At 40.2% G+C, this 23,286-nt stretch carries 20 protein-coding genes and 1 tRNA gene; 13 read left to right on the forward strand and 8 right to left on the reverse strand.

Going from position 1 to position 23,286, the window contains the following annotated elements; genetic code table 11:
* Positions 1-161: 161 nt before the first annotated feature.
* Positions 162-237, reverse strand: a tRNA-Phe gene (locus CWB80_RS21060).
* 259 nt (positions 238-496) lie between these two features.
* On the opposite strand from CWB80_RS21060, the gene CWB80_RS21065 reads away from it, so the two are divergent.
* The gene (locus CWB80_RS21065; protein ID WP_138602055.1) at positions 497-3,259 is read left to right on the forward strand and encodes an ATP-binding protein; all 2,763 of its coding nucleotides are present in this window, start codon (positions 497-499) and stop codon (positions 3,257-3,259) included.
* A gap of 49 nt (positions 3,260-3,308) precedes the next feature.
* Here the strand turns inward: CWB80_RS21065 and CWB80_RS21070 are convergent, their stop codons facing one another.
* Positions 3,309-3,581: an oxidative damage protection protein gene (locus CWB80_RS21070; protein ID WP_036970432.1), complete on the reverse strand. Its 273-nt coding sequence runs from the start codon at positions 3,579-3,581 to the stop codon at positions 3,309-3,311.
* Positions 3,582-3,596: 15 nt separating this feature from the next.
* Complete coding sequence (gene mutY, locus CWB80_RS21075; protein ID WP_268841514.1) at positions 3,597-4,673, reverse strand: A/G-specific adenine glycosylase; 1,077 nt, start codon at positions 4,671-4,673, stop codon at positions 3,597-3,599.
* Between the two features lie 218 nt (positions 4,674-4,891).
* Between mutY and trmB the strand changes: the two genes are divergently transcribed.
* The 5 genes from trmB to arcA all read left to right on the forward strand — a co-directional run bounded on the left by trmB (position 4,892) and on the right by arcA (position 9,748).
* Entirely contained in the window at positions 4,892-5,617 is a 726-nt protein-coding gene (trmB, locus tag CWB80_RS21080; protein WP_054551299.1) for a tRNA (guanosine(46)-N7)-methyltransferase TrmB, read from the forward strand.
* 16 nt (positions 5,618-5,633) lie between these two features.
* The gene (gene rsmC, locus CWB80_RS21085; RefSeq protein ID WP_138602050.1) at positions 5,634-6,662 is read left to right on the forward strand and encodes a 16S rRNA (guanine(1207)-N(2))-methyltransferase RsmC; all 1,029 of its coding nucleotides are present in this window, start codon (positions 5,634-5,636) and stop codon (positions 6,660-6,662) included.
* A gap of 120 nt (positions 6,663-6,782) precedes the next feature.
* Positions 6,783-8,405 carry an ATP-binding protein gene (locus CWB80_RS21090; RefSeq protein WP_138602048.1) on the forward strand — a complete coding sequence of 541 codons (1,623 nt, stop codon included), beginning with the start codon at positions 6,783-6,785 and terminating at the stop codon, positions 8,403-8,405.
* On the forward strand, positions 8,402-8,926 hold the full coding sequence (locus CWB80_RS21095) for a YfiR family protein (protein ID WP_228290684.1): 525 nt from the start codon (positions 8,402-8,404) through the stop codon (positions 8,924-8,926). The genes CWB80_RS21090 and CWB80_RS21095 overlap by 4 nt, the downstream gene beginning before the upstream one ends.
* A gap of 105 nt (positions 8,927-9,031) precedes the next feature.
* Positions 9,032-9,748: a two-component system response regulator ArcA gene (arcA, locus tag CWB80_RS21100; RefSeq protein WP_054551295.1), complete on the forward strand. Its 717-nt coding sequence runs from the start codon at positions 9,032-9,034 to the stop codon at positions 9,746-9,748.
* Between the two features lie 6 nt (positions 9,749-9,754).
* Here the strand turns inward: arcA and arcB are convergent, their stop codons facing one another.
* A complete protein-coding gene (gene arcB, locus CWB80_RS21105; protein WP_138602046.1) occupies positions 9,755-12,082 on the reverse strand; it encodes an aerobic respiration two-component sensor histidine kinase ArcB in 2,328 nt (775 codons plus the stop codon).
* A 174-nt stretch (positions 12,083-12,256) separates the two neighbouring features.
* On the opposite strand from arcB, the gene folE2 reads away from it, so the two are divergent.
* The 4 genes from folE2 (at position 12,257) to CWB80_RS21125 (ending at position 15,615) form a co-directional block, all read left to right on the forward strand.
* Positions 12,257-13,177 (forward strand): GTP cyclohydrolase FolE2, encoded by a 921-nt coding sequence (gene folE2, locus CWB80_RS21110; RefSeq protein WP_054551293.1) that lies wholly within the window; start codon positions 12,257-12,259, stop codon positions 13,175-13,177.
* Positions 13,178-13,258: 81 nt separating this feature from the next.
* Positions 13,259-13,852 carry a DUF2726 domain-containing protein gene (locus tag CWB80_RS21115; protein ID WP_054551292.1) on the forward strand — a complete coding sequence of 198 codons (594 nt, stop codon included), beginning with the start codon at positions 13,259-13,261 and terminating at the stop codon, positions 13,850-13,852.
* Between the two features lie 103 nt (positions 13,853-13,955).
* Positions 13,956-14,663: a 5'-methylthioadenosine/S-adenosylhomocysteine nucleosidase gene (gene mtnN / locus CWB80_RS21120; protein WP_055022305.1), complete on the forward strand. Its 708-nt coding sequence runs from the start codon at positions 13,956-13,958 to the stop codon at positions 14,661-14,663.
* A 1-nt stretch (position 14,664) separates the two neighbouring features.
* Complete coding sequence (locus CWB80_RS21125; protein ID WP_138602044.1) at positions 14,665-15,615, forward strand: cobalamin biosynthesis protein CobD/CbiB; 951 nt, start codon at positions 14,665-14,667, stop codon at positions 15,613-15,615.
* Positions 15,616-15,666: 51 nt separating this feature from the next.
* On the opposite strand, the gene tyrS is transcribed toward CWB80_RS21125, so the two are convergent.
* Positions 15,667-16,866 (reverse strand): tyrosine--tRNA ligase, encoded by a 1,200-nt coding sequence (gene tyrS / locus CWB80_RS21130; protein WP_138602042.1) that lies wholly within the window; start codon positions 16,864-16,866, stop codon positions 15,667-15,669.
* Positions 16,867-17,264: 398 nt separating this feature from the next.
* On the opposite strand from tyrS, the gene CWB80_RS21135 reads away from it, so the two are divergent.
* Entirely contained in the window at positions 17,265-18,581 is a 1,317-nt protein-coding gene (locus CWB80_RS21135; RefSeq protein WP_054551288.1) for a peptidoglycan DD-metalloendopeptidase family protein, read from the forward strand.
* 414 nt (positions 18,582-18,995) lie between these two features.
* Here CWB80_RS21135 and CWB80_RS21140 read toward each other — a convergent pair whose 3' ends face one another.
* Genes CWB80_RS21140 through CWB80_RS21150 form a run of 3 tightly spaced genes read right to left on the reverse strand, consistent with a single transcriptional unit; the run spans position 18,996 to position 22,173 of the window.
* Positions 18,996-20,126: a sodium ion-translocating decarboxylase subunit beta gene (locus CWB80_RS21140; protein ID WP_138602040.1), complete on the reverse strand. Its 1,131-nt coding sequence runs from the start codon at positions 20,124-20,126 to the stop codon at positions 18,996-18,998.
* 10 nt (positions 20,127-20,136) lie between these two features.
* On the reverse strand, positions 20,137-21,909 hold the full coding sequence (gene oadA / locus CWB80_RS21145) for a sodium-extruding oxaloacetate decarboxylase subunit alpha (protein WP_054551286.1): 1,773 nt from the start codon (positions 21,907-21,909) through the stop codon (positions 20,137-20,139).
* A 15-nt stretch (positions 21,910-21,924) separates the two neighbouring features.
* Complete coding sequence (locus CWB80_RS21150) at positions 21,925-22,173, reverse strand: OadG family protein (protein ID WP_054551285.1); 249 nt, start codon at positions 22,171-22,173, stop codon at positions 21,925-21,927.
* A 534-nt stretch (positions 22,174-22,707) separates the two neighbouring features.
* On the opposite strand from CWB80_RS21150, the gene CWB80_RS21155 reads away from it, so the two are divergent.
* Together CWB80_RS21155 and CWB80_RS21160 are read left to right on the forward strand one after the other, a co-directional pair.
* Entirely contained in the window at positions 22,708-22,881 is a 174-nt protein-coding gene (locus tag CWB80_RS21155; protein WP_064485886.1) for a DUF1328 domain-containing protein, read from the forward strand.
* A 52-nt stretch (positions 22,882-22,933) separates the two neighbouring features.
* On the forward strand, positions 22,934-23,125 hold the full coding sequence (locus tag CWB80_RS21160) for a hypothetical protein (protein ID WP_054551284.1): 192 nt from the start codon (positions 22,934-22,936) through the stop codon (positions 23,123-23,125).
* The last annotated feature ends 161 nt before the right edge of the window (positions 23,126-23,286 follow it).

Raw genomic sequence — 23,286 nt, forward strand, 5'->3', positions numbered from 1 at the left:
AAATCCCCTATCATACACTCTTTACATACACTAGTCTAATCCTTTCATACTGATTACAAGTCAGTTGCTCTACCAACTGAGCTAAGTCGGCACACTAAATCTGTGTGCTTGGCACGATATTGATGTTTAAATCATAAGTTAAACACCAATATACTAAATAATGGTGCCCAGAGGCGGAATCGAACCACCGACACGAGGATTTTCAATCCTCTGCTCTACCGACTGAGCTATCTGGGCGTGCGGCGTATTAAACGGGTTTTGCCTTCTCAAGTCAACTTTTTTTTGAGGATTCTAACTGTTTGCACAGTTTTCAATCAAGATTGCTGTTTTCAATAGTTTTTAGCTTATTTAACCAACAACTTTTATGCTTTTAAATTGACTCTCATCATAAAAGAGTTACCTCTGTTAAAAACGTGATGAATTTTTCTTCACAGATGGTAGGATTGTCTAAATATCAAGGAAATGTACCTAGCTGTAAAATTGTTGGAAAAGAACCATGCCAAGTAAATCGAATTCACCTGTAAAAGGCTTACTACCGCTTTTTATAATTACGAATCTCGTCATCACCCTGTTAGCGGTCGTTGCTTTTTCGTTTTATCCAACTAATGATGAAGCACCAGTAAAAGAGTTGCAGCCAAATTTAACGGCCATTCAAGTTTCAAATCAATTGCGTGCCCCCCTTGTTAGTGCTTTAACAATGCCTGGGCAAGATAAAGTAAAAGAAGTACTGGATTTAAGCTTACTTCTTAATACTGGCTTTGATTACTATTTATATAGATACGAGTTTAACGGTGATGTTTCTTTAGTTTATGCAAACAACAAAGAGCTTATTCAACCCACTAAAGTCAATCAACAACTAGCTGAAAAAACACTAATACATACTGTTCTTGAATTTAATGACCAGCCTGTTGGCGAGTTAATTGTGAAACAACACCCTATTGAGCAGCCTATTACACAATCTTCTGTGCTTTCAATCGGTCTTGCTGGCTTAACGCTTCTAGCTTTAATTATATTATCTTTTGCGCTGAGTATTTTTATCAATAAGCGTTTTAGTAAAAGCAGTTCATCGTTAAATAAAGAGCTAAAAGCTATTACTGACAATGCGGACTACCAAGGGCAAGTAACTGAAACCCTTGACTTTGGCCTAGACTCTGTCGCAAAGCATGTAAATCAATTACTTAAAAAAGTTGAATCAGCAATTACCGAGAACAAAGCAGCACAAGCTGATTTGCAAAAATTACAAAACAGCCTAGAGACAGAGGTACAAAACCGTACTCTCGCTCTTGAGCAAGCAACTCTAAAAGCTGAACAAGCAAACGAAACTAAAACCACTTTCTTGGCTACCATGAGCCATGAGATTCGCACCCCAATGAACGGTGTTATTGGCACAATTGATTTACTTCGCCAAACAGAGCTTGATGGGGCGCAACATAGACTAAGTACAATTATTCGTGATTCTGCATTTTCGTTATTAGGGATATTAGATGACATTCTCGATTTCTCGAAAATCGAAGCGGGTAAATTAAATATCGATAACATTCCTTTTTCAGTATCTGACACGATTGAAGAAGTTGCCCGTGTTTTATCATCGGTTGCCAAAAAGCGTGACCTTGAACTAGAGCTCGCTATTGCGCCCGATATCCCAACAAACCTAATTGGCGACACGGTACGAGTTCGCCAAGTACTTTACAATCTATGTAGTAATGCAATTAAGTTCACTAGCACAGACGACAAGCAAAAAGGTCATGTAAAAATTTCGGTGGAGGTTGCACAAAACACCACTGATCACTACACATTACGCTTTAGTGTATTAGATAACGGTAAAGGGATGACGCAAGCGCAGCTTCGCGAAATATTTAATCCATTTATTCAAGCTGAAGGGTCAATAACCCGCGAATACGGTGGCACAGGGTTAGGTTTATCGATTTGTAAAAGCTTAACCGAACTAATGTTGGGTACAATTTCTGTAACCAGTGACTTAGGTATTGGCAGTGAGTTTGTCGTTGAATTACCTTTTAGTACGCAAGGTAAAGTTGATTATGCTCACAAACAAGTCATGAAAGATCAAAGAGTTGTTGTGGTCTCTAATCATGACGGTCGAAAAAAATTACTGACACGTTATTTATCATTTATGGGGGCAACACCAGTTATCGCCCAAAACAATGAGCAGATTGAAGTTGAGCAGGACCGAAAAGAGCTGATTTGGATCCTTGATGGGATCGAAACCATGGAAGATATTAACTATATCTTACGTCGCTTACTTTACACTTTAGAAGATAATAATCAGCAAGTTATCGTCTTAAGTAGATTAGATGAAGCTGCCGTAAATCATAAGAATATTTTTTATCTAAATGCAGTACCATTATGTAAGTCAAACTTTATGATGTCACTTCTCGTGGCAGCTGGATTACATAAGCCTAAACAAATTTCTTCTACCAAATCATTTAACGACTACCTAAGTGTTGATAAGGCTCGTGAAGAAAACAAGTTAGTACTTCTTGTTGAAGATAACGTGCTAAATCAGCAAGTGCTGACCGATCAGCTACATCTACTAGGCTATGGTGTTGAAATGGCTGAAAATGGTGAGAAAGGTTTAGAAGCATGGCGTGAAGGTAAGCACTCTATTATTTTAACTGATTTACACATGCCAAAAATGTCTGGTTACGATATGGTAGAAAAAATACGCCATGAAGCATCGCAACTTGAAGATATCAACGCCCAGCCTTATGTAATTGCTATAACAGCTAATGCGCTTAAAGGTGAAAAAGAGCGTTGTTTAAGCATAGGCATGAACGATTACATTACAAAACCTGTTGAGCTAAATGTGCTTGAAGGAACACTTCATAAATGTGCTTATAAAGCAAACCCAGAAGCTGCAAAATTGGAAAGTAAAAAACTTACAACACCAATTGATATGGATGTGCTAGGTAAATATGTCAATGATGAAGCGAAGAAGCTACGTTTCTTTAAGATGTATTTAGAACAGAGTAATCAACTCAGTAAAGAGGTAAACGCTGGGGTTATAGAATATGATTTAGATAAAATTATTACTTCTTGCCATCAGCTAAAGTCAATTTCGAAAACCATAGGAGCAATGAAGGTTGCTGAGCTTGCCGCTGGATTTGAACAAACCTGCAAAGAAGGCGAGCCTACAAGCGACGAATTAATTGCACTTAGAGATAGTTTCGAAATTGAATACTCTAAGGTGGCTCAGTTCTTAAAAGAACAAATTAACAAAGCCGAACAAGAAGCTGAATAATACAGATCAAAAAGGGCCATTACGGCCCTTTTTACTTTTGATTATGCGCTTATTTTTCTGGTGGACGGTAGCCTTCTATTTCTACGTCTTTACCTTCAAATAAGAAACCCACCATTTGCTCTTCTAAAAAAGCACGGTGCTCTGGGTCCATCATGTTCAGGTGTTTTTCGTTGATCAGCATTGTTTGCTTGTGTTGCCATTGGCCCCACGCTTCTTTACTGATGTTGTTGAAAATCTTTTCACCAAGCTCACCTGGGTATAGTTGGAAGCCTAAGCCTTCAGCTTCTTTTTGTAACTTTTGACAAAATACTGTACGTGCCATAATTGCTCTCTACTCTTATTGCGTGATGCTATTGTAATCTATTGCGCTTAATTGTTTAACCAGCTTTTTCGTTGGTGCAGCAAGACCAACCTCAACAGACTCATCAAGCGGATACCAAACCAGTTGTCGTTCATTAATGAGATCTGGAATGCTCGGCAAGGTTAAAACATGTGGATTGATGGTTAGCTCAAAATGCGAAAATACATGGGTAAAGGCTTCAAGTGCCTGCGTATTGCTTGATAGACCATGCTGAGCTAAAAATGATTCGAGCTCAGCTTGCTCGCTAAACTCAAAAAAGCCAAATAAACCACCCCATATTCCTGAGCTTGGGCGCTTTTCCATAAGTACTTTATTGTCGCAGGCTAGAATGAGCTGATGGCATGACTTTTTCGGTACAGCTTTTTTAGGCTTTGAATGCGGGAACTCTTTTACTTTACCTTCTTTAAAAGCAAGGCATTTACTATTCAAAGGACAAGGCTCACAGTCAAACTTACTACGTGAACAAAGGCTTGCACCTAAATCCATCATTGCCTGATTAAACTCAGTAACCGACTCTTTAGGCGTTAATTGCGATGATAATGACCAAAGTTGATTTTCGACCTTTTTCACTCCGTACCAGCCTTCAACCATAAAAAAGCGTGCTAGCACTCGTTTAACATTGCCATCTAAAATTGGATGATGTTGACCAAGCGATAAAGACAAAATTGCCCCTGCCGTTGAACGACCAATACCCGGCAAGTCCATTACTTCTTCAAGCGTAGTTGGAAACTCACCTTGGTAGTTATCACGGACTATTTTTGCCGTTTTATGTAAGTTACGCGCTCGGGCGTAGTAGCCAAGGCCAGTCCAATGGTGTAACACCTGATCTTCATCGGCATTAGCAAGCGCAATAATGTCAGGAAAGCTTTGCATAAACTTTTCAAAGTATGGAATAACAGTCACCACTTGAGTCTGCTGTAGCATGACCTCAGAGATCCATACCTTATAAGGGGTTTTATTTAACTGCCAAGGGAGAGTTTTACGGCCGTGAAGGTGGTACCAGTCAACCACTTGGTTTGCAAACCAAGTTGACTCCTTATTGCTTAAATTCAAAATAACATCTTTACTTGCTGAAGCTCATTGCGGCCAAGTCTATTGCAGTTGGTTAGGCCAAGCAAGTCGAACAGCCCCTACTTTGCCTAAATAGTTAGCATATGGCTGCAATATTAATCTCATAAGATAAACAAGCCCAGACTATTGTACTCAAGGCGCAGGTCAGGGATAATACGCACCCTTTTTCTATCGTCAGTATTTTTATCAGGCCAAAATATATGAGTGACTCAAGTAACCCAAACCTCGAGCAAGCAAAGCAAGAGGGTAAATATATCCGCACGATTCGTAGTTTCGTAAAGCGCGAAGGTCGCCTCACAAAAGGCCAAGCGGCAGCCATCGAGAAGTGTTGGCCAACGATGGGCCTTGAGCATAAAAATGGCATGCTAAACCTAAAAGAAGTGTTTGGTAACGATAACGATGTGGTACTAGAAATCGGTTTTGGTATGGGTAAATCGCTAGTCGAAATGGCTAAAAACGCACCAGAGCTTAACTTCATCGGTATTGAAGTTCACCGCCCAGGTGTAGGTGCCTGTTTAATGGATGCCGATGAAGCTGGTGTAACAAACTTACGCGTATTCGAACACGATGCAGTTGAAGTTCTAGCTGATTGTATTGCCGATGAAAGCTTATCTAAGCTGCAATTATTCTTCCCTGATCCATGGCATAAAAAACGTCACCATAAGCGTCGTATCGTACAACCAGAGTTTGCGCAAAAGTTACGTAGCAAATTAAAAATTGGCGGTGTTTTCCATATGGCGACTGACTGGGAAAATTATGCTGAGCATATGCTTGAAGTAATGCAAGTTGCTGAAGGTTACAAAAACCAGTCAGAAACTAACGATTACGTTCCTCGCCCAGATTCACGTCCACTGACAAAATTTGAGCAGCGCGGTCACCGTTTAGGTCACGGCGTATGGGATCTAATGTTTGAGCGTACTAAGTAACAAAAGGTAAAGCAGCATGAGTAAGTTAACCAACCCAAGTTTATTATTGCTTCGAAATGAAGACGAACTTGTTGGACAATCGATTTTAGTGGTTAACTTTGAGCAAGATGGCTTCTTACGCGAACTTAAAACGCTAAACCCTGACGCAAAAATTACTGCGTTCAGTTATAACCACGCAAATGCCATGTATGCTAGCAAAATTGCCGGTGTACATGCTGTGGTTAGCCACACTATTCCAGATAATAACTACGATTTAGTTATCTATTATTACCCAAAAGCTAAGCCCGAAGCACAAATGTGCCTCGAAAACATTCGTGCTGTTTGTCATCAAGACGCGCAACTATTTGTGGTAGGTGAAAATAAAAGCGGTGTTAAATCAGCAGAGAAACAACTAAAAGATCACTGTGGTTTTAGTAACAAAATCGATAGTGCCAAGCACTGTATTTTGTATTTATTCTCTGAGCTTACGCTAAACGATAACTTTGCTATCGGTCGTTATCATAAGCAATTTCAAGTGAAAGCCGGCGATATTGAATTTACGGCGATTAGTGTGCCGGGCGTATTTAACCACGGTGCGCTTGATGTAGGTACCGCGGTACTTCTAAATAATGCGCCAAGTATTAGCAAGGGTAAAGTGCTCGACTTTGCATGTGGCGCAGGCATTATTGCTACTTATTTAGGAAAAAAGCAGCCTGAGCTTGAGTTTGTATGTAGCGATGTAAGTGCTCTTGCTACTTACGCCACAGAGCAAACACTTGCATTAAATAACCTTAAAGGCCAAGCGGTATTAAGTGATGGCTTATCTGATATTAATGGTAAATTCGACTTAATCATCAGTAACCCACCTTTCCACACCGGTATTGCCACTGATTACACCATTGCCGAGGCATTTCTTAGCTCTGCAAAGCAACACTTGAGTAAGCAAGGTAAACTGACCATAGTTGCAAACAGCTTCTTAAAATACCCACCTATTTTAGAAGCGCAATTTGGCCAATACAGTACCGATTTCAAAAATACAAAATTTGCAGTTTACTCAGCTAAATAAAAGTTGAGTAAATAGCTTATTCGTAGCAAAAATATTTTTTAAAATATTTAGTTACTTTTAAATGTCTTTGCTAGACTAAACTCTTACTAATAAAATAAAAATTTAGGCTTTCTATAGCGCATGTCAATTTTATCGGCACAAACGAGTATTCGTAAGGCATTAACTAATGCGGTTATGCTTGTTACTGCGTTGTGCTTGTCTTTGTCTATCTCTATTTCGACCTACCTAGATGTAAAAGAACAAAAAGCCTTAATTGTCGATAAAATAACTATTCTATCTGAAATTATTGCATATAACGCCCAGGTCACAGTGTTATTTGATGATAACGAAACTGAAACAGAGCGCCTAAAATCTTTCGAGACAGTGCCGCTCATTAAAAACATTCACATATACGCAATTGACGAATTATCGAATGAGCCTGTTTTTTTCAGCAGCTTTAACGCCAATAGAACTCCGCCAGTTCCTATCAAAGTAAACAGTATCAGCGATCTGTCTGAGCCAAAGTTTAAAGATGATGTAATAGAATTAATAAAACCAATCAAATATGAAGGAGAAGTGATTGGCTATGCCTATGTTCGTGGTGGCTTAGATAGGCTCAATCAGTATATTAACCGTAAAATCTTTATTGATATTTTACTAACCCTATTTGTTTTAGTGTTGGTGTATTTTGTTGCTCTGCGTATTCAAAAACGTATTGCGAACCCAATTGATGAACTGAGTAACTTGCTTCAAGATGTGTCAAAAAACCATAACTATGATACTCGCGCACAAAAAACTAATGTCGATGAAATTAATCAGCTTTCTAGCAGCTTAAATATCATGCTTGCCCGAACCCAAAAGCAAATCGAGCGCCACGAAAAAGACAAACAAGAAATAAAACAGCTTAACCAAAGTCTTGAAGAGAAAGTAAATCAACGTACTATTGCCTTGCGTGAGGCTAACCAAGAACTACTCAATACACTTGAGCGTATGCATCAATACCAAAATCAAATAGTAGAAAATGAAAAAATGGCCTCTTTAGGGCAAATGGTTGCAGGTGTAGCCCATGAGGTAAATACACCTATCGGCTTAGGTATTACGGGTTCAACTTTGCTGCGTGACAAGCTGGCAGAAATCAACGCGCAGTTTGAGCAAAAAACACTCACCTCAGCACATTTAAAACGCTTTATAACTGATGGCATTGAAAATCTAGATCTTATCTATCGCAACTTAAACCGAGCCGCAGAGCTAGTCTCAAGCTTTAAGAAAGTGGCAGTTAATCAAGATGTCGAAATAACCACTAACGTAAACTTATATAATTTATTAAATGATGTGATTATGTCGATGCGCTCAGAAATACAATATCGCAACCCTAAAATCACGATTAACTGCAATAATGACTTTAGTATTGAGACTAAATCGGGACCATTACAGCAGGTGTTACAGCAGTTATTGAGTAACTCTGTGATCCATGGTTTTAGCGACGAGCTTGATAACGAGATCACCTTTAACGTTGAGCGCAATGAAAGCAGCTTTATTATTCACTATTTCGATAATGGCGTTGGTGTTGAAAAGACGATTCGAAAACGTATTTTCGACCCATTTGTGACAACCAAACGAGGCGAAGGTGGAAGTGGACTAGGTATGCATTTAGTTTATAACCTGGTAACCCAAGCCTTAGGCGGTACAATAATTCACGATGAGTTAAATACCGAGGGTGCTCATTTTATTATTACTCTGCCCTTATCTGAAGGTAATGCATGATGAAAATCATATGTTGCCTTTTTGCTTTTGTTATATACGCCACCCCGAGTTTTGCAAAATCACCAGAACAAGTAAAATCGGCGTTTTTATATCAAATTGCTAAGTTCACTAAGTTTACTGAAAGCATGGATCCTCCACCTATTTCTTTCTGTTTTTATAATGTAGAAACAGGGCCTGGGTCGTTCCTAAAGGACAAAAGTGAACTGCAAATTAACAAAAAACCTATCAACGTTATTTTAGTGAAAAAAACTCAGCAAATTTCTGAACTTTCTCAGATTTGTGATATCACATACATTGATGAAACATTAGAAAATGATATACTTCCACTTTGGACCGATACAATTTCATTAAATACTTTAACGATAGGTGAAAGTATTCGCTTTTTAGAGAAAGGCGGAATAGCCTCTCTGGTTCAAGAAGGAAATAAAATCCGACTGTATATCAATAAGCAGCACGTATTGCAGCATAACTTTAAAGTGCAATCTCGATTGTTAGCTATGGCTAAGTTTTATCCAAATTGATTTTACTTGTTAACAATTGGATCTAATCCTATAATCTCTAGTATTCGGTTTTGCTTGATAATACCGAATTTTTGTAAATAAAATTTCCGAAAAGGTTAATATACAATGCAAACGCCAGTCATTCTGATCGTAGAGGATGAAGACGTAACTCGACTAAACCTCGTTAGTTTATTTGAAGCCGAAGGTTACAAAGTTATTGAAGCCATTGATGGCGATGATATGCATGACAAGCTTACAAATAATGATGATGTGAACCTTGTAGTTATGGATATCAACCTACCAGGTAAAAACGGGCTTATTTTAGCGCGTGAATTACGTCAAAAACGTAATGTTGGTTTAATTTTCTTAACAGGTCGTGACAACGACGTTGATCGCATTTTAGGTCTTGAAATTGGTGCTGATGATTACATCACAAAACCATTCAACCCTCGCGAATTAACTATTCGTGCTCGTAACCTTATTTCGCGCACAGCATTAGGTGGCGAAGAAGCGAATATCGAAACAAATGGTGTTATTACATTTAACGGTTGGGAACTTGATGAAAACAGCCGTTGTTTAACATCTCCAAGTGGCGACGCTAAGCGTTTACCTAAAGGTGAATACCGCGCACTTCGTTTAATGCTCGATTCACCGGGCCGTATTTTCAGCCGTGAGCAATTAATTAAGCACATGACTGGCCGTGAGCTTCGCGCAAATGACCGCACTGTAGACGTAACCATTCGTCGTATCAGAAAACACTTTGAAAGCGATAACAGCACCTCTGAGCTGATCAGCACCATCCATGGTGAAGGCTATCGTTTCATTGGTAAAATCGACAGCTAATTAGAATTAATCTTCTAACTGTTGTAAGAATAATTGGAGGGCGTCACGCCCTTCATTTATTTTAACTGCAAGTTCATCAAGCCACTGTTGTAACTCTTCACTACTTTCTTCAAGCGCGCCGTGTTCCATCTTCTTAGCATGTAACTGCACATCGTTTAAGCCCACAGAGCCAGCTGCACCTTTCAATTTATGCGCCACCGATTTGTATTCTTCTCTATCATCTTCAGCTAACGCATCTGCTAGCTCAGTTTGATACTGAGGGTTTAACTTATTAAATAACTCACAGCTACGATTAAAAATAACCAGCCCCATTGAGCCTACAAAGTCTTCGATGGTTTCTATATCGAGAAGCTCAACACGTATACCCGATAAGTCTTTTTCCGTCACGGCTTTAATTGGCTCAGGCTGACAATTTTGTTGCTGTTTGATATCAAATAGCTCGCCGAGCATTTTATCGAGTTTTGTGGTGTTGATAGGCTTAGCGAGTGCACCTTGAATATTAATACCCGCAAGTTCTTCTTCGGCACTACGCACGTTGGCAGTCAAGGCAACGATTGGCAGCTTATCAAAGTGCTCATCATCACGAATTTGACGAGCAACTTCATCACCATTGATGTCTGGTAATTGCATATCAAGTAAAACGAGGTCTAAGTCATCTTCTGTGTAGACAAACGACAGCGCATCTTCACCAGTTTCAGCCCAAATAACTTCGTGGCCACGCTGCTCAAGTAAGTTGGTAGCAATCTCAGCATTTAGCGGCACATCTTCAACTAAAAGAATATTTAAGCTGCGTACCGCATAACTTTGCTCAGCTGGCGCAATACAAAGCTTAAGGGGAATTTCGACAACAAAAACACTGCCCTCACCTTCAGTACTGCTGACATTGATTTCACCTTTCATCGCAGTAACAAGTGCTTTAGTTACTGCAAGACCAATCCCTGAACCAATTGCATTGGTGCCTTTGATATCTGGTGCCTTATAGTACATGTCAAAAATACGGTGCAGCTGCTCTTGAGGAATGCCTTGACCGGTGTCGCTTACACGCATCACTAACCAAGGCCCATCAGCGCGATTCTCACGGCGACATTCAAGCTCAACATGACCCTGTTGGGTGAACTTAACCGCATTATTGATAAGATTCCAAACAACTTGACGTAAACGAGTCGGATCAAGTGACGCATAAACGTCTAACGTACCTTTGCGTTTAATATTGAACTCAAGCCCCTTTTGCTCAGCAATTAAGCCTGCAAAGTTCACCACATCATTTATAAAGTCGGCCACATTGACTGAGTCAGCAACAATATCAAGCTGCTCACGATCAATTTTATCCAAGTCGATAATATCGTTAAATATATTGCCAAGGGTTTCGGCACTTGAGAATACCGTGTTACACCAACTACGTTGTTGTTTATCAAGTTCTGTATCTAGCAACATGCGGGTTAAACCCACTATACCGTTAAGCGGTGTTCTTAGTTCATGACTTAGAGTCGCAATGAATTTACCTTTATCTTTGTAAGCCGCTTCAAGGGCCTGAGCCGCCTCTTTACGGCTGGTGATATCACGGCCAAAGGCAAGTAAACCTATGTACTCACCTTTTTCATTAATAAAGGGTAACTTACGCATCTCAAACCAACGCTTTTCACCATTAACAGGGTATTCAACGTCAAGTGTAAGCGCTTGGTGAGTTTGAGATACTTTTTTGTCAGTGCGAAGTACTTCTGGTAAATAATCACTTGGATAGATTTCTTCGACACTCTTGCCGATTAACTCATCGCTGCTTTTACCAATCACTTGTTCGAACATTTTATTACAGCCAGCAAACACACCATTGTTGTCGCGGTAATAAAACAAATCGGGAGATGAGTCGACAATAGAGCGTAATAACATGCCTTGTTGAGCTAGTTCTTGTTGAGTTTTCTTACGCTCAGCAATTTCGCGTCTTAGTTCTTCTATTGCTCTGTGCTTAGCATGAAACGCCATTTTACGTTCATCAATCTCTTCGTTTAAGCGACTGATATTGTCTTTTAGTGTTTGATTGAGCAGTTTTTCTTGTTTGGTTGCGCTATCTAGATAACTATAAGATGCTTCTAACTGGCGAATAGAATTGAGCAGCACTGTTATTAATATCGGCGATACTACTGCGGTAAAAAACAACACAGCTAAAACATCAACTAAAGTTACCGTACCGACTGCTACATAATAAAACATGCACGATAAAATCAGCGACATGACCAGTAATAAGGCGTAACAGGCAGCGGCAGTTTTAAACTCACCGTACTTAGAAATAAAACTTGAGAGTGTGCGAGCCCAGGGACTCAAAGAAGAATCAATCATATATTAAAGCTTAGGCACATAATCGAAAAAAAACAGCATAGTTAATTTTATCACTATTCCTTTAGAAATATTCATATTGTGCGATAAACATAGAATTTTTTCATCAACGCCGCTTTTTTATATTTTTTCATGTAAAATACCGCGCTTTAATAATTGCAAAGAATGAGTATTACCATGCAAACCACAATGCCAGATATTGCTGATACGGCTCCCGCCTTACAAACAGGTAAATTAGACTGGGTTGGCATGGGCGAAATTGAACTTCCTTTCATTTTTGAAACTCGCAATATTGCCCCTGTAAACGTAATTGCCAAGGCACGCGCTTTTGTAAACTTGCATAAAGAAGACGCCAAAGGCATTCATATGTCGCGTCTATTTTTAGCCCTTGATACCTTATCAACCGAGCAGCAAGTTAATCCACAAACTCTCAAGCAAGCACTTGATGCCTTTATTAGCAGCCATGATGATTTAAGTGACCAAGCACAAATCGAATTTAAGTTTGAGCTACCACTGCGCCGAAAATCTTTATTAAGTGGCAAAGTAGGTTGGAAAAACTACCCGATTCATCTGATCGCTAAGATCAACCAAGGCATTGTAAGCTTTGAGTTAATGGTTGATGTCACTTACTCGTCAACTTGCCCATGTTCAGCGGCTCTTGCTCGTCAATTAATTCAAAATGCCTTTAGCGAAAAGTTTGCAGAGCAAAATGTTGATAAGCAAACTGTTTTAGAATGGCTAGGCACAACTGACGGGATTGTAGCTACACCACACTCACAGCGTTCAATCGCCAACGTGAAAGTAAAACTCGACAGCCAAATTGACAGCTTTGATGTGGTTGGCTTAATTGATGCTTTAGAAGCTGAGCTAAAAACGCCAGTACAAGCGGCGGTTAAACGTGAAGATGAGCAAGAGTTTGCCCGCTTAAATGGTCAAAACCTCATGTTCTGCGAAGATGCTGCACGTAAAATTAAAGGCTTACTTGAACAGCATAACTACGCAGATTACTGGCTACAAATAAACCACTACGAATCACTTCATGCCCATGACGCGGTAGCAATCGCAGTTAAAGGGGTTGCTGGCGGATACACGGCTTAAAAATTTCGGGTAGCTCCATACAGTTAGGCACGCTAATTGCTAATAGTTTTCAGTGTCAATTTGTTGTTGTGGAGTTACCGTATGGAATTCGCTTTATTATCAATTTTAGTATTAGTCGTCGTAGCCTCTGTTGTTGCGTCAAAGTTTACCGATGAAGGCGGAAACCCTTACCCTTTCACTCGTAAGCAAACTGTTTTTACGCAAGTTGAGAGTGCTTTTTTACACCTGCTAGAACGTGCTGTAGGTGACCAGTACAAAATCGTCAGCCGTGTTAAACTGATTGATTTAATCGACTGTAAGCAAGGCTTATCTGTCAAAGCTAAACGTGCTGCAATGGCTAAAGCCAAAAACAAACAGTTAGATTACGTGCTTATCGACAAGGACAAACTTAGCATTGTTGCCGCTGTTGATTTAGTAAATAACACCAACCGCGACGGCCATAAAGCACAACGTGACTGGTTTGTCAGTGGCGCGTTAGAAGCGGCAGGCATTCCGCATATTCGTATGAAAGTAAAATCAGGCTATCAACCAAGAGAAGTGCGTGACGCTATCATGTTTAAACTTGGTAAACCTGCAGCAGCACCGGCAAGACCTGCACGCAATCGAGTAACTAAACCAGCAGTACTATCACCATCACAAGCAAAAGCACACTCAACGGCGCTTGCAGAAATATAGTCCGTCATAATATTGGCAAAAGCAGACTTTAAGGTCTGCTTTTTTGTTTGTTTTAGACATTTTTAGGTATAATCACCCTATTCAACCTAAGGAATCAAATATTATGCACGTTGGTATTATTGGCGCGATGGAGCCAGAAGTAAAAATCTTACGCGAAGCAATGGTAAACCCAAGCATCATGACTAAAGCTGGTTTTACCTTTTACACCGGTGAATTAGCGGGTAACACTGTTACTTTAGTTCAATCTGGTATTGGTAAAGTAGCTTCTGCAGTAGCAACGACACTACTAATCGACAACTTCAGCCCAGATTGTGTGATCAACACAGGTTCTGCAGGTGGTTTTGAGCCATCGCTAAATGTAGGTGATGTCGTTATTTCTTCAGAAGTTCGTCACCACGATGTAGACGTTACTGCATTCGGTTACGAAATCGGCCAAGTACCACAAATGCCAGCGGGCTTTACTGCGCACCCTAAATTGATTGAAGCGGCAGAGCAAAGCGTAAGCCAAATCAGCGATGTCAAAACCATGATTGGCCTAATTTGTACTGGTGATTCATTCATGTGTGACCCGGTAAGAATTGAAAAAACACGCGCAGAATTTCCAACTATGCTTGCAGTAGAAATGGAAGGTGCAGCAATTGCACAAGCTTGTCACGTGCTAGAAACACCATTTGTTGTTATTCGTTCAATGTCTGACATTGCTGGCAAAGAATCGCCGCAATCATTTGAAGAGTATATCGAAACTGCATCTATCAACTCATCTAAAATGGTTGTTGCTCTTTTAGAGAAGCTAACATCGGTGAGTTTATAAGGTGATTGCAAATATTGTTCAAAACCATTTGGACATTATTGTATTTTTTGTAGCGCTCTTAGCTGAGCGCTTCTTTCCTTTGGTTAGTTGGTATCATCCTAATACCTTTTTAAGCGTTATTTTCTCTGCCCTCAACGATCGTTTATACAACCCAACGAATCCTAAAAGCTATCAATATTTAGCCTCAACTTTGGCTTTTACACTCACTATTTTAGTGATAGTGACATTAGTTGTGCTGTTTTTAGAGTTTGCTTTTTATCCTGAGTTATTAAGCGGCTTAATTTTATATTTGTTACTCAGTAGCCGCGCGCAAGAGAAGAAATCATTACGTATTGCCAGATTGCTCAAGCTCAACCAAAAAGCGACTGCTAGAGAGCTACTCTCGAGCCTTGTTGCCCGTGATGTATCACGTTTATCGGCTTCTGGAATTTGTAAAGCAACCATGGAGTCACTGGTGTTACAAAGTGCGCGGCATTATTTTGCCGTTATATTCTTTTATCTACTTGGCGGCGCTATCCTTGCTTTAGTTTATCGCTTACTGACATTAATTCATCAAGCATGGCGAAAAAACCAAAAACCCAACAACCCATTTTTGGCTCCCATTGCTAAGTTACTATTTGTATTGGAGTGGTTACCCACTCGATTAGTTGCATTAACCATTGCAGCAACCAATGCCAGCAAACAATGTATTCATTACATTAAGCACTATGGCAGACATTTTTATCAAACCAATACGGGTTGGCTGTTAAGTGTTACATCGGCTGCTCTACAAGTGCAATTAGGCGGCCCTGCCCTTTACCAAGGTGAGCGCTTTAATAAAATGCGTGTTGGTACCGATCGCCTACCAGATGCCGATGATATTCCCGCTTTAGTGAATCGCTTAAATCAAGCGAAAGCATTTTGGTTACTACTTATCATCGCCATTGAAGTGGCTACGCTGTTTATTAACTAAAAAAAGGCACAAAAAAACCAGCCGCAGCTGGTTTTTATTCTGTTAGCTTATTTAAGCTAAGGTGATTTTAGCAAACTTACGTTTACCTACTTGGTAAATCTGTGTAGTGCCTTTAGCAACTTCAAGCTTAGTATCCGTTACTTTTTCTTCACCATTAATCTTTACAGCGCCTTGTTTAATCATACGCATTGCTTCTGACGTACTAGCTACAAGGTTCGCTTCTTTTAATAGATTAGTGATAAACACAGTGTCTTCAGCAATTGTTACTGTTACTTCAGGGATCTCATCTGGTAATGCATTCTTTTGGAAACGCTTGATGAAATCTTGATGAGCACCTTCGGCTGCTTCTTCGCTGTGGAAACGTGCAATCATTTCTTTGGCAAGCTCAATCTTAATGTCGCGCGGGTTTGCACCATCTGCAACACGTTGTTTAAGCGCTGCAATCTCTTCGATAGATAATGCACTTAATAAGTCATAGTAACGCCACATTAGCTCATCACTAATAGACATCACTTTACCAAACATGTCGTTAGGCTCATCAGTAATACCAATGTAATTACCTAATGACTTAGACATTTTCTGAACGCCATCAGTACCTTCAAGCAGTGGCATCATAAGTACTGTTTGTGGCTTTTGACCTTCGTCTTTTTGTAATTCACGACCCATTAATAGGTTAAAGCGTTGGTCTGTACCGCCAAGCTCAACATCAGCTTCTAATGCAACTGAGTCCCAACCCTGTACCAGTGGATATAAAAATTCGTGGATAGCAATTGATTGACCGCTGGCATAACGCTTTTTAAAGTCATCACGTTCTAGCATACGTGCTACTGTTTGACGCGCAGCCAGTTTAATCATACCTGCTGCACCTAAGTTCTCCATCCAAGTAGAGTTGAATGCAACTGTAGTTTTAGCAGGATCAAGAATCTTAAATACTTGCTCTTTATAGGTTTCAGCATTAGCTAATACATCTTCACGCGTTAACGGTTTACGCGTTACGTTTTTACCCGTCGGATCACCAATCATACCGGTGAAGTCACCGATCAAGAAAATCACTTCATGACCTAGGTCTTGGAAGGTTTTCATTTTGTTGATAAGAACTGTGTGACCTAAATGCAGATCAGGCGCAGTTGGATCGAAACCCGCTTTGATCTTAAGTTTCTTACCAGACTTTAGCTTTTCGACTAATTCGTCTTCAATTAATATCTCTTCTGCACCGCGTTTTATCTCAGCTAGAGCGGTTTGTAAATCCACTGTGTATTACTCCAAAAATTCAGCTACCGGGGCGTGGTGGCCTGTCAGGGTTATAAATATAGAGCTAAAAACTTTAAAATTTAGCTAGTTAGCACCAAAAAGCGACACTAGAAAAAAGCCTAACTTAAATAGTTTAAGAAACAGCCCTGAAGGCAGCGCGCATGATTGTTCTTTATACCGCGTTATTGCAATTTAATGAAGGGACTTTAGTTAACTAATGTAGATTTAGTTTAACCATAGACATCTGCTGCAATTTTAAACAAAAAAGTTTAACGCGCAGGCCAATTCTAGCGTAAAATAGCGCCAGTTTAAATCTACAAAACACTGGTATTTGCTCTATTTTAGGTATATCCTGCGATATTAGTATTTAAATTTCTTGACAGCAGAAAAGGCACGATATGGTTCACGTAGTGCACAAACTTCCCAAAAAACACAAACTGCTTATTCTCGGTTTGGTTTCTGCTATTGTCGGCTTGGCGTTATTGCCTTCTGAAAAAGCCACCGCATCAAAGGACAACAGTGCAAACGCACTTGAAATTGGCAAACGCTACGAATTACAAGTTAAAGTTGATGATAACGAAAAACTAACTGAGCTTAATTCGGAGCAAGCAGCAGCAAAACTTCCAGAATACGAGCTTATCGACCATGAAGTACGTAATGGCGATAATTTAGCACTTATCTTTAAACGTGCGGGTTTCTCAGCGCAAACATTACACAAACTAGTTAATACCAACGCTGAAACTCGTAAGTTAACAAAAATTCACCCAGGCGAAATCTTAAGCTTTGCAACCGCTGAAGATGGCTCTTTAGCGCAGCTTCGTTATGTGATCTCAAAAACAGATACCTTATACGTTACATTAAATGACGAAGGTAACTACGACACTTCTATCGATAGCAAAGAAATCGAAACGCTAAGTAAATCTGCAGGCGGCGAGATCTCTAATAGCTTTTGGACATCAGGCATTGCCGCTGGCTTAAGCGAGCGTCAAATTATGAATTTTGCTGACATCTTTGGTTGGGATGTCGACTTTGCTAATGACATTCGTAAAGGTGACCAATTTGGTCTTATTTACGAAGCTCACTATGTTGATGGTGAATACATTGGCGACGGTAAAATTATTGCCGCAGAGTTTATTAACCAAGGCGAGCGTTACACTGCTATTCGCCATACCGATGGTAACTTCTATACGCCTGAAGGCCGCAGCATGAAAAAAGCTTTCTTACGTGCGCCAGTTAACTTTAAGTATATTAGTTCGAGCTTTAACCCACGTCGTTTACACCCAGTGACCAAAACGGTAAAACCACATAACGGTATCGATTACGCAGCGCGTACAGGTACACCTGTTGTGTCATCAGGTAATGGTAAAGTGATTAGAGCAGGCTACAGTAAATACAATGGTAACTATGTATTTATTAGCCATGGCACACAATATGTAACTAAGTACTTACACTTAGACAAAAAGATGGTTAGAACTGGTCAGAAAGTGAAGCAAGGCCAAAAGATTGGTACGGTTGGTGCGACAGGTCGTGTAACGGGCCCACACTTACACTATGAATTCTTAGTAAACGGTGTACACCGTAATCCGAAAACAGTCAAACTACCTAAATCAGAGCCTTTACCGCGCGATGAGTTAGCTAAGTTTAAACCGATTGCTGATAACTTCTTAGCGCAATTACAACGTAACCGTGAGTTACAATTGGCGTTAAATAAGTAGTTAAGTAAACATATGAAAGCCGCTTCAATTGAAGTGGCTTTTTTGTGCCAAATAAACCCGGCTAAAACTATTATAGACTTTACTAAAATGAGTACTGATGGCACTGCGGTTTAATACAACTATTACCTTAAAAGAACATAGATAAGTTGAATAATCAGCGAAATCATCACCAGTGGCCAAATGTACTTTGCATACTTTGTCGCGCCATCAAGCCCCATTCTAGACTGATACTTTTCAAGTAGCGGTATCAGAATAACCAAGGCAACAAAAAGGCATAATAAGATAATAAAAACATTCATGGCGGCTTCCTTACACAACTATCATTTAACTACAATTTCTTTAGGGTGACCCTAGTCTATAGGCAAAAAAAAGCGCAGTAAAATAACTGCGCCAGTCGGTTGGAAGTAAATCGACTTAGCCAACAATCGCTAACAGAATACCTGCTGCAACGGCACTTCCTAATACCCCTGCTACGTTTGGTCCCATGGCATGCATTAACAAGAAGTTATGCGGGTTGCTTTCAAGGCCGACCTTATTAACCACCCGTGCTGCCATTGGTACCGCTGACACACCTGCTGCGCCTACTAAAGGGTTGATTGGCGATTTAGAGATCTTATTCAGACCTTTTGCCATAAACACCCCTGACGCTGTACCAATTGCAAAGGCCAATGCACCTAACACCAAAATACCGATTGTTTCTACGGTTAAGAACTTATCGGCCGCAAGCTTTGAGCCTACCGCTAAGCCTAAGAAAATGGTGGTAATGTTGATGATTTCGTTTTGTGCACTATTGCTTAAACGATCAACCACGCCCGATTCACGCATCAAGTTACCTAGGCAGAACATGCCCACAAGCGGCGTTGCTGCAGGTAAAAACAAGATGGTTAAACTAAGCACCATTAACGGAAAAACAATTTTCTCTTTCTTCGATACTGTACGAAGTTGCGGCATTTGAATTTCGCGCTCTTCTTGCGTTGTTAGTGCGCGCATAATTGGCGGCTGAATAATTGGCACAAGTGCCATGTATGAATACGCCGCTACTGCTATTGCACCAAGTAAATCAGGCGCCAACTTAGATGCTAAAAAAATAGCCGTTGGACCATCAGCCCCACCAATAATGGCAATGGCCGATGCATCTTGAAGTGTAAACTCAAAACCAGGAATAAAGTTAAGTAGTATTGCACCAAATAAAGTAGCAAAAATACCAAACTGCGCAGCCGCGCCTAACAGCAACATACGCGGATTTGCTATCAAGGCACTAAAGTCTGTAAGCGCCCCCACGCCCATAAAGATCAAAAGTGGGAACACCCCAGAGTCAATCCCTATGTGATACACGTAATAAAGCAAACCACCCGGTTCAGATAACCCGGCTACAGGAATATTAGTTAAAATAGCCCCAAAGCCGATAGGTAATAACAATAATGGCTCAAATTTACGGGCGATTGCGAGATATAATAACCCGCAACCTACCGCAATCATTATTAATGCAGGAAAGGTAAAGTTAGCAATACCTGTCGCATGCCAGAGGTTTAAAACACCATCCATCCTCTGTCTCCTATGCTAGCGCGATTAGCGCATCGCCAGTGGCAACAGAGTCGCCCTCTGCTACTAATACTTCAGCTATTGTACCTGAGTGTGCGGCGCGAACTTCTGTTTCCATTTTCATTGCTTCCATTATGATAACCACATCACCTTCATTTACTGTTTGGCCAGCTTTTACTTTCACTTTGAAAATATTGCCTGCTAACGGCGCGTTTAAGGTTTCGCTAACAGACGCTGAGGCAGATTGAGGAATTAACTCACTGTCTTTTAGAGTTACTTCTTTTAGTTCACCACCTTGCGCTACAACGACATCGTAAACTTTACCGTCAACTTTAACGCTGTATTGCTCTGCTTTTGCAGGACTTGAAGCGGCTGGTTTGCTTTCTGACTTAGCAACTTCACCCGTTGGAATTGCTTCAAACGCATCAGGGTTGTTACGGTTTTTAATAAACTTAAGGCCAATTTGAGGGAATAATGCGTAAGTAAGCACATCATCAATCACGTCATCAGCAAGCTCTAAACCTTGCTCTTTAGCTTCACTTAATAACTCTGCTTCAAGCTTCTCAAGTTCAGGCTCAAGCTTATCAGCAGGACGGCAAGTGATTGCTTCAGCGCCATCTAGTACACGTTCTTGCAGCTCTTTATTCATTGGCGCTGGTGTTGCACCATACTCGCCTTTAAGCACACCCGCAGTTTCTTTCGTGATGGTTTTATATCGCTCGCCAGTCAACACATTAAGTACCGCTTGAGTACCAACAATTTGCGAGGTTGGTGTAACGAGTGGAATGTAACCTAAGTCTTCGCGAACACGCGGGATCTCAAGTAATACTTGATCAAGTTTATCAGCAGCACCTTGCTCTTTAAGCTGATTTTCCATATTAGTTAACATGCCGCCCGGCACTTGCGCTAATAAGATACGTCCATCAACGCCTTTAAGGCTGCCTTCAAATGCAGCATATTTCTTGCGTACGTCACGGAAGTAAGCAGCAATTTCTTCTAATTGGTTTAAATCAAGGCCTGTATCTCGCTCAGTGCCTTCTACAATTGAAACGATGGTTTCTGTGGCGCTATGACCATAGGTCATACTCATTGACGAAATAGCCGTATCAAGCATATCGATACCTGCATCGATCGCTTTTTGATAAGTTGCAGTGCTTAAACCTGTGGTTGCGTGGCATTGCATCGCAATAGGAATAGACACAGTTTCTTTTAAACCTTTGATCAACTGTTCACAATCATAAGGCTTTAATAAACCTGCCATATCTTTGATACAAATTGAATGACAACCAAGATCTTCTAGTTGTTTTGCAAGCTCAAGCCACATATCAAGCGTGTGGACTGGGCTTACTGTGTACGAAATAGTACCTTGGGCATGAGCACCTACTTTAACAGCAGCTTTAATGGCAGTTTCAAGGTTACGCACATCGTTCATCGCATCGAAAATACGGAAAACATCAACACCGTTTTTGTGGGCACGCTCAACAAACTTTTCGACTACATCATCAGCATAATGACGGTAACCTAGGAGATTCTGTCCGCGTAGTAGCATTTGTTGCTTAGTGTTTGGCATTGCCGCTTTTAGCTCGCGAATACGTTGCCAAGGATCTTCACCTAAATAACGGATACACGAGTCAAACGTCGCACCACCCCATGATTCAATTGACCAATAACCCGCATTATCGAGTTTTTCTGCCATGGGTAGCATGTCGTCTAAGCGCATACGCGTTGCCAAAAGAGACTGGTGTGCGTCACGCAATACTAATTCGGTTAGTTTTAATTTAGCCATGTTTAAGCTGCCCCGTTATTTTTGTTTATTTCGAAATTGAGCAATTGCAGCGCTGATTGCTGCAATATGTGCCTGTGGCACACCCTGTTGAGGTTGAATTTTTGCTGTACGCGTAGGTTCTGCAATTGCAGGATCATCAAATCGACCCACTACCTTTGACATTAAAGTGACTGCTGAAATCAAAATAGTCAGAAAAACAAACACGCCTACCATGCCTGTCACCATCAAACTGGCCGCAGTGGTGAGTAATCCACCTATATCCATACGACTCCCCTCGCTTACTTAAAATAAAAAGTTATTTTTGTTAAATAATTATGCACCAATAATAACAAACAAAATTCATTTGTATAGCACCATTGTAAATTGGTAAAACCAATTAAATTTAAAATAACATGACGTACATATAATTAACACCCCACTATTTATGCATTTAAAGCCCTGCTATAGATGATATAAATAATCAATATAGCCAGTCTTTATATGCTGAACTATTAATTAATAGCAACAAAATGGCTAAAAACCACACACAACAAGGTGTTAGAGGTAGCCAACCCAAATAAAGTTAAATTGGTCTTACCATTTATTGGTGCATTATCTCTTTTTCTCATGCATCTCAATATGAAAAAATATCACTATGAATAAGTTACATGCTTACTCGTAAAAGTTACCAAATGATGAACCCTCTAAAGAACAACAAAAACACACAACCCATTGAAATATATAAAATAAAAGTTCTGGCACAGAACTCGCTTCAGTTACATCGAACTTAAGAAAATTTAAATAGCCAAGGAGACCACTATGTTACGCTGGACAATTACTTTTCTAGTTATCGCGTTAATCGCAGCAGTGTTAGGTTTTGGCGGTATCGCAGGAGCCGCTGCAGGCATCGCTAAGATTATCTTTTTTATATTTTTAGTATTACTTGTTATTTCGCTGGTATCAGGAGCACTTAGAGGCAACGTCCCTAAGTAGTTAAAAGCAGATAACCACTTACTTTATTTTTAAATTTACAAGGAATTTCATTATGAAAAATTCAACTTTAAAAGCCGCAACTATCGCCCTATTTTCAGGTCTTTTCATCATGGGTTGTGAAGACAACTCTGCTGAAGACGCAGGTGAGCGTATTGACGAAGCAATTACTGATACACAAAATGCAGTTGAAGATGCATGTGAAGAAGTAAAAGAAGGTGTTAACGCAGAAGAAACTAACTGCTAATAGCACACCTTACTTAAGAAAAGCGGCCAAGTGCCTAATGCCAGTCAGTTAAGAGCTGACTGGCATTTTCTTTTATAGGGATATTTATTAGGTTTCCTTCTTACCACCCTTGGATAATGCCTGTCTGGTAGCCTATCGGGTAAGATTACCAACCTAAGAGT

Source organism: Pseudoalteromonas sp. S1650 (assembly GCF_005887195.1).
GTDB lineage: Bacteria > Pseudomonadota > Gammaproteobacteria > Enterobacterales > Alteromonadaceae > Pseudoalteromonas > Pseudoalteromonas simplex.

Excerpts from the sequence above, each read along its gene's own strand:
- mtnN (WP_055022305.1), top strand. The coding sequence starts at position 13,956 with ATGCACGTTGGTATTATTGGCGCGATGGAGCCAGAAGTAAAAATCTTA.
- CWB80_RS21065 (WP_138602055.1), top strand. The coding sequence starts at position 497 with ATGCCAAGTAAATCGAATTCACCTGTAAAAGGCTTACTACCGCTTTTT.
- CWB80_RS21090 (WP_138602048.1), top strand. The coding sequence starts at position 6,783 with ATGTCAATTTTATCGGCACAAACGAGTATTCGTAAGGCATTAACTAAT.
- folE2 (WP_054551293.1), top strand. The coding sequence starts at position 12,257 with ATGCAAACCACAATGCCAGATATTGCTGATACGGCTCCCGCCTTACAA.
- CWB80_RS21150 (WP_054551285.1), bottom strand. The coding sequence starts at position 22,173 with ATGGATATAGGTGGATTACTCACCACTGCGGCCAGTTTGATGGTGACA.
- CWB80_RS21155 (WP_064485886.1), top strand. The coding sequence starts at position 22,708 with ATGTTACGCTGGACAATTACTTTTCTAGTTATCGCGTTAATCGCAGCA.
- CWB80_RS21070 (WP_036970432.1), bottom strand. The coding sequence starts at position 3,581 with ATGGCACGTACAGTATTTTGTCAAAAGTTACAAAAAGAAGCTGAAGGC.
- CWB80_RS21095 (WP_228290684.1), top strand. The coding sequence starts at position 8,402 with ATGATGAAAATCATATGTTGCCTTTTTGCTTTTGTTATATACGCCACC.
- CWB80_RS21140 (WP_138602040.1), bottom strand. The coding sequence starts at position 20,126 with ATGGATGGTGTTTTAAACCTCTGGCATGCGACAGGTATTGCTAACTTT.
- CWB80_RS21160 (WP_054551284.1), top strand. The coding sequence starts at position 22,934 with ATGAAAAATTCAACTTTAAAAGCCGCAACTATCGCCCTATTTTCAGGT.
- CWB80_RS21135 (WP_054551288.1), top strand. The coding sequence starts at position 17,265 with ATGGTTCACGTAGTGCACAAACTTCCCAAAAAACACAAACTGCTTATT.
- rsmC (WP_138602050.1), top strand. The coding sequence starts at position 5,634 with ATGAGTAAGTTAACCAACCCAAGTTTATTATTGCTTCGAAATGAAGAC.
- arcB (WP_138602046.1), bottom strand. The coding sequence starts at position 12,082 with ATGATTGATTCTTCTTTGAGTCCCTGGGCTCGCACACTCTCAAGTTTT.
- trmB (WP_054551299.1), top strand. The coding sequence starts at position 4,892 with ATGAGTGACTCAAGTAACCCAAACCTCGAGCAAGCAAAGCAAGAGGGT.
- oadA (WP_054551286.1), bottom strand. The coding sequence starts at position 21,909 with ATGGCTAAATTAAAACTAACCGAATTAGTATTGCGTGACGCACACCAG.
- arcA (WP_054551295.1), top strand. The coding sequence starts at position 9,032 with ATGCAAACGCCAGTCATTCTGATCGTAGAGGATGAAGACGTAACTCGA.
- CWB80_RS21115 (WP_054551292.1), top strand. The coding sequence starts at position 13,259 with ATGGAATTCGCTTTATTATCAATTTTAGTATTAGTCGTCGTAGCCTCT.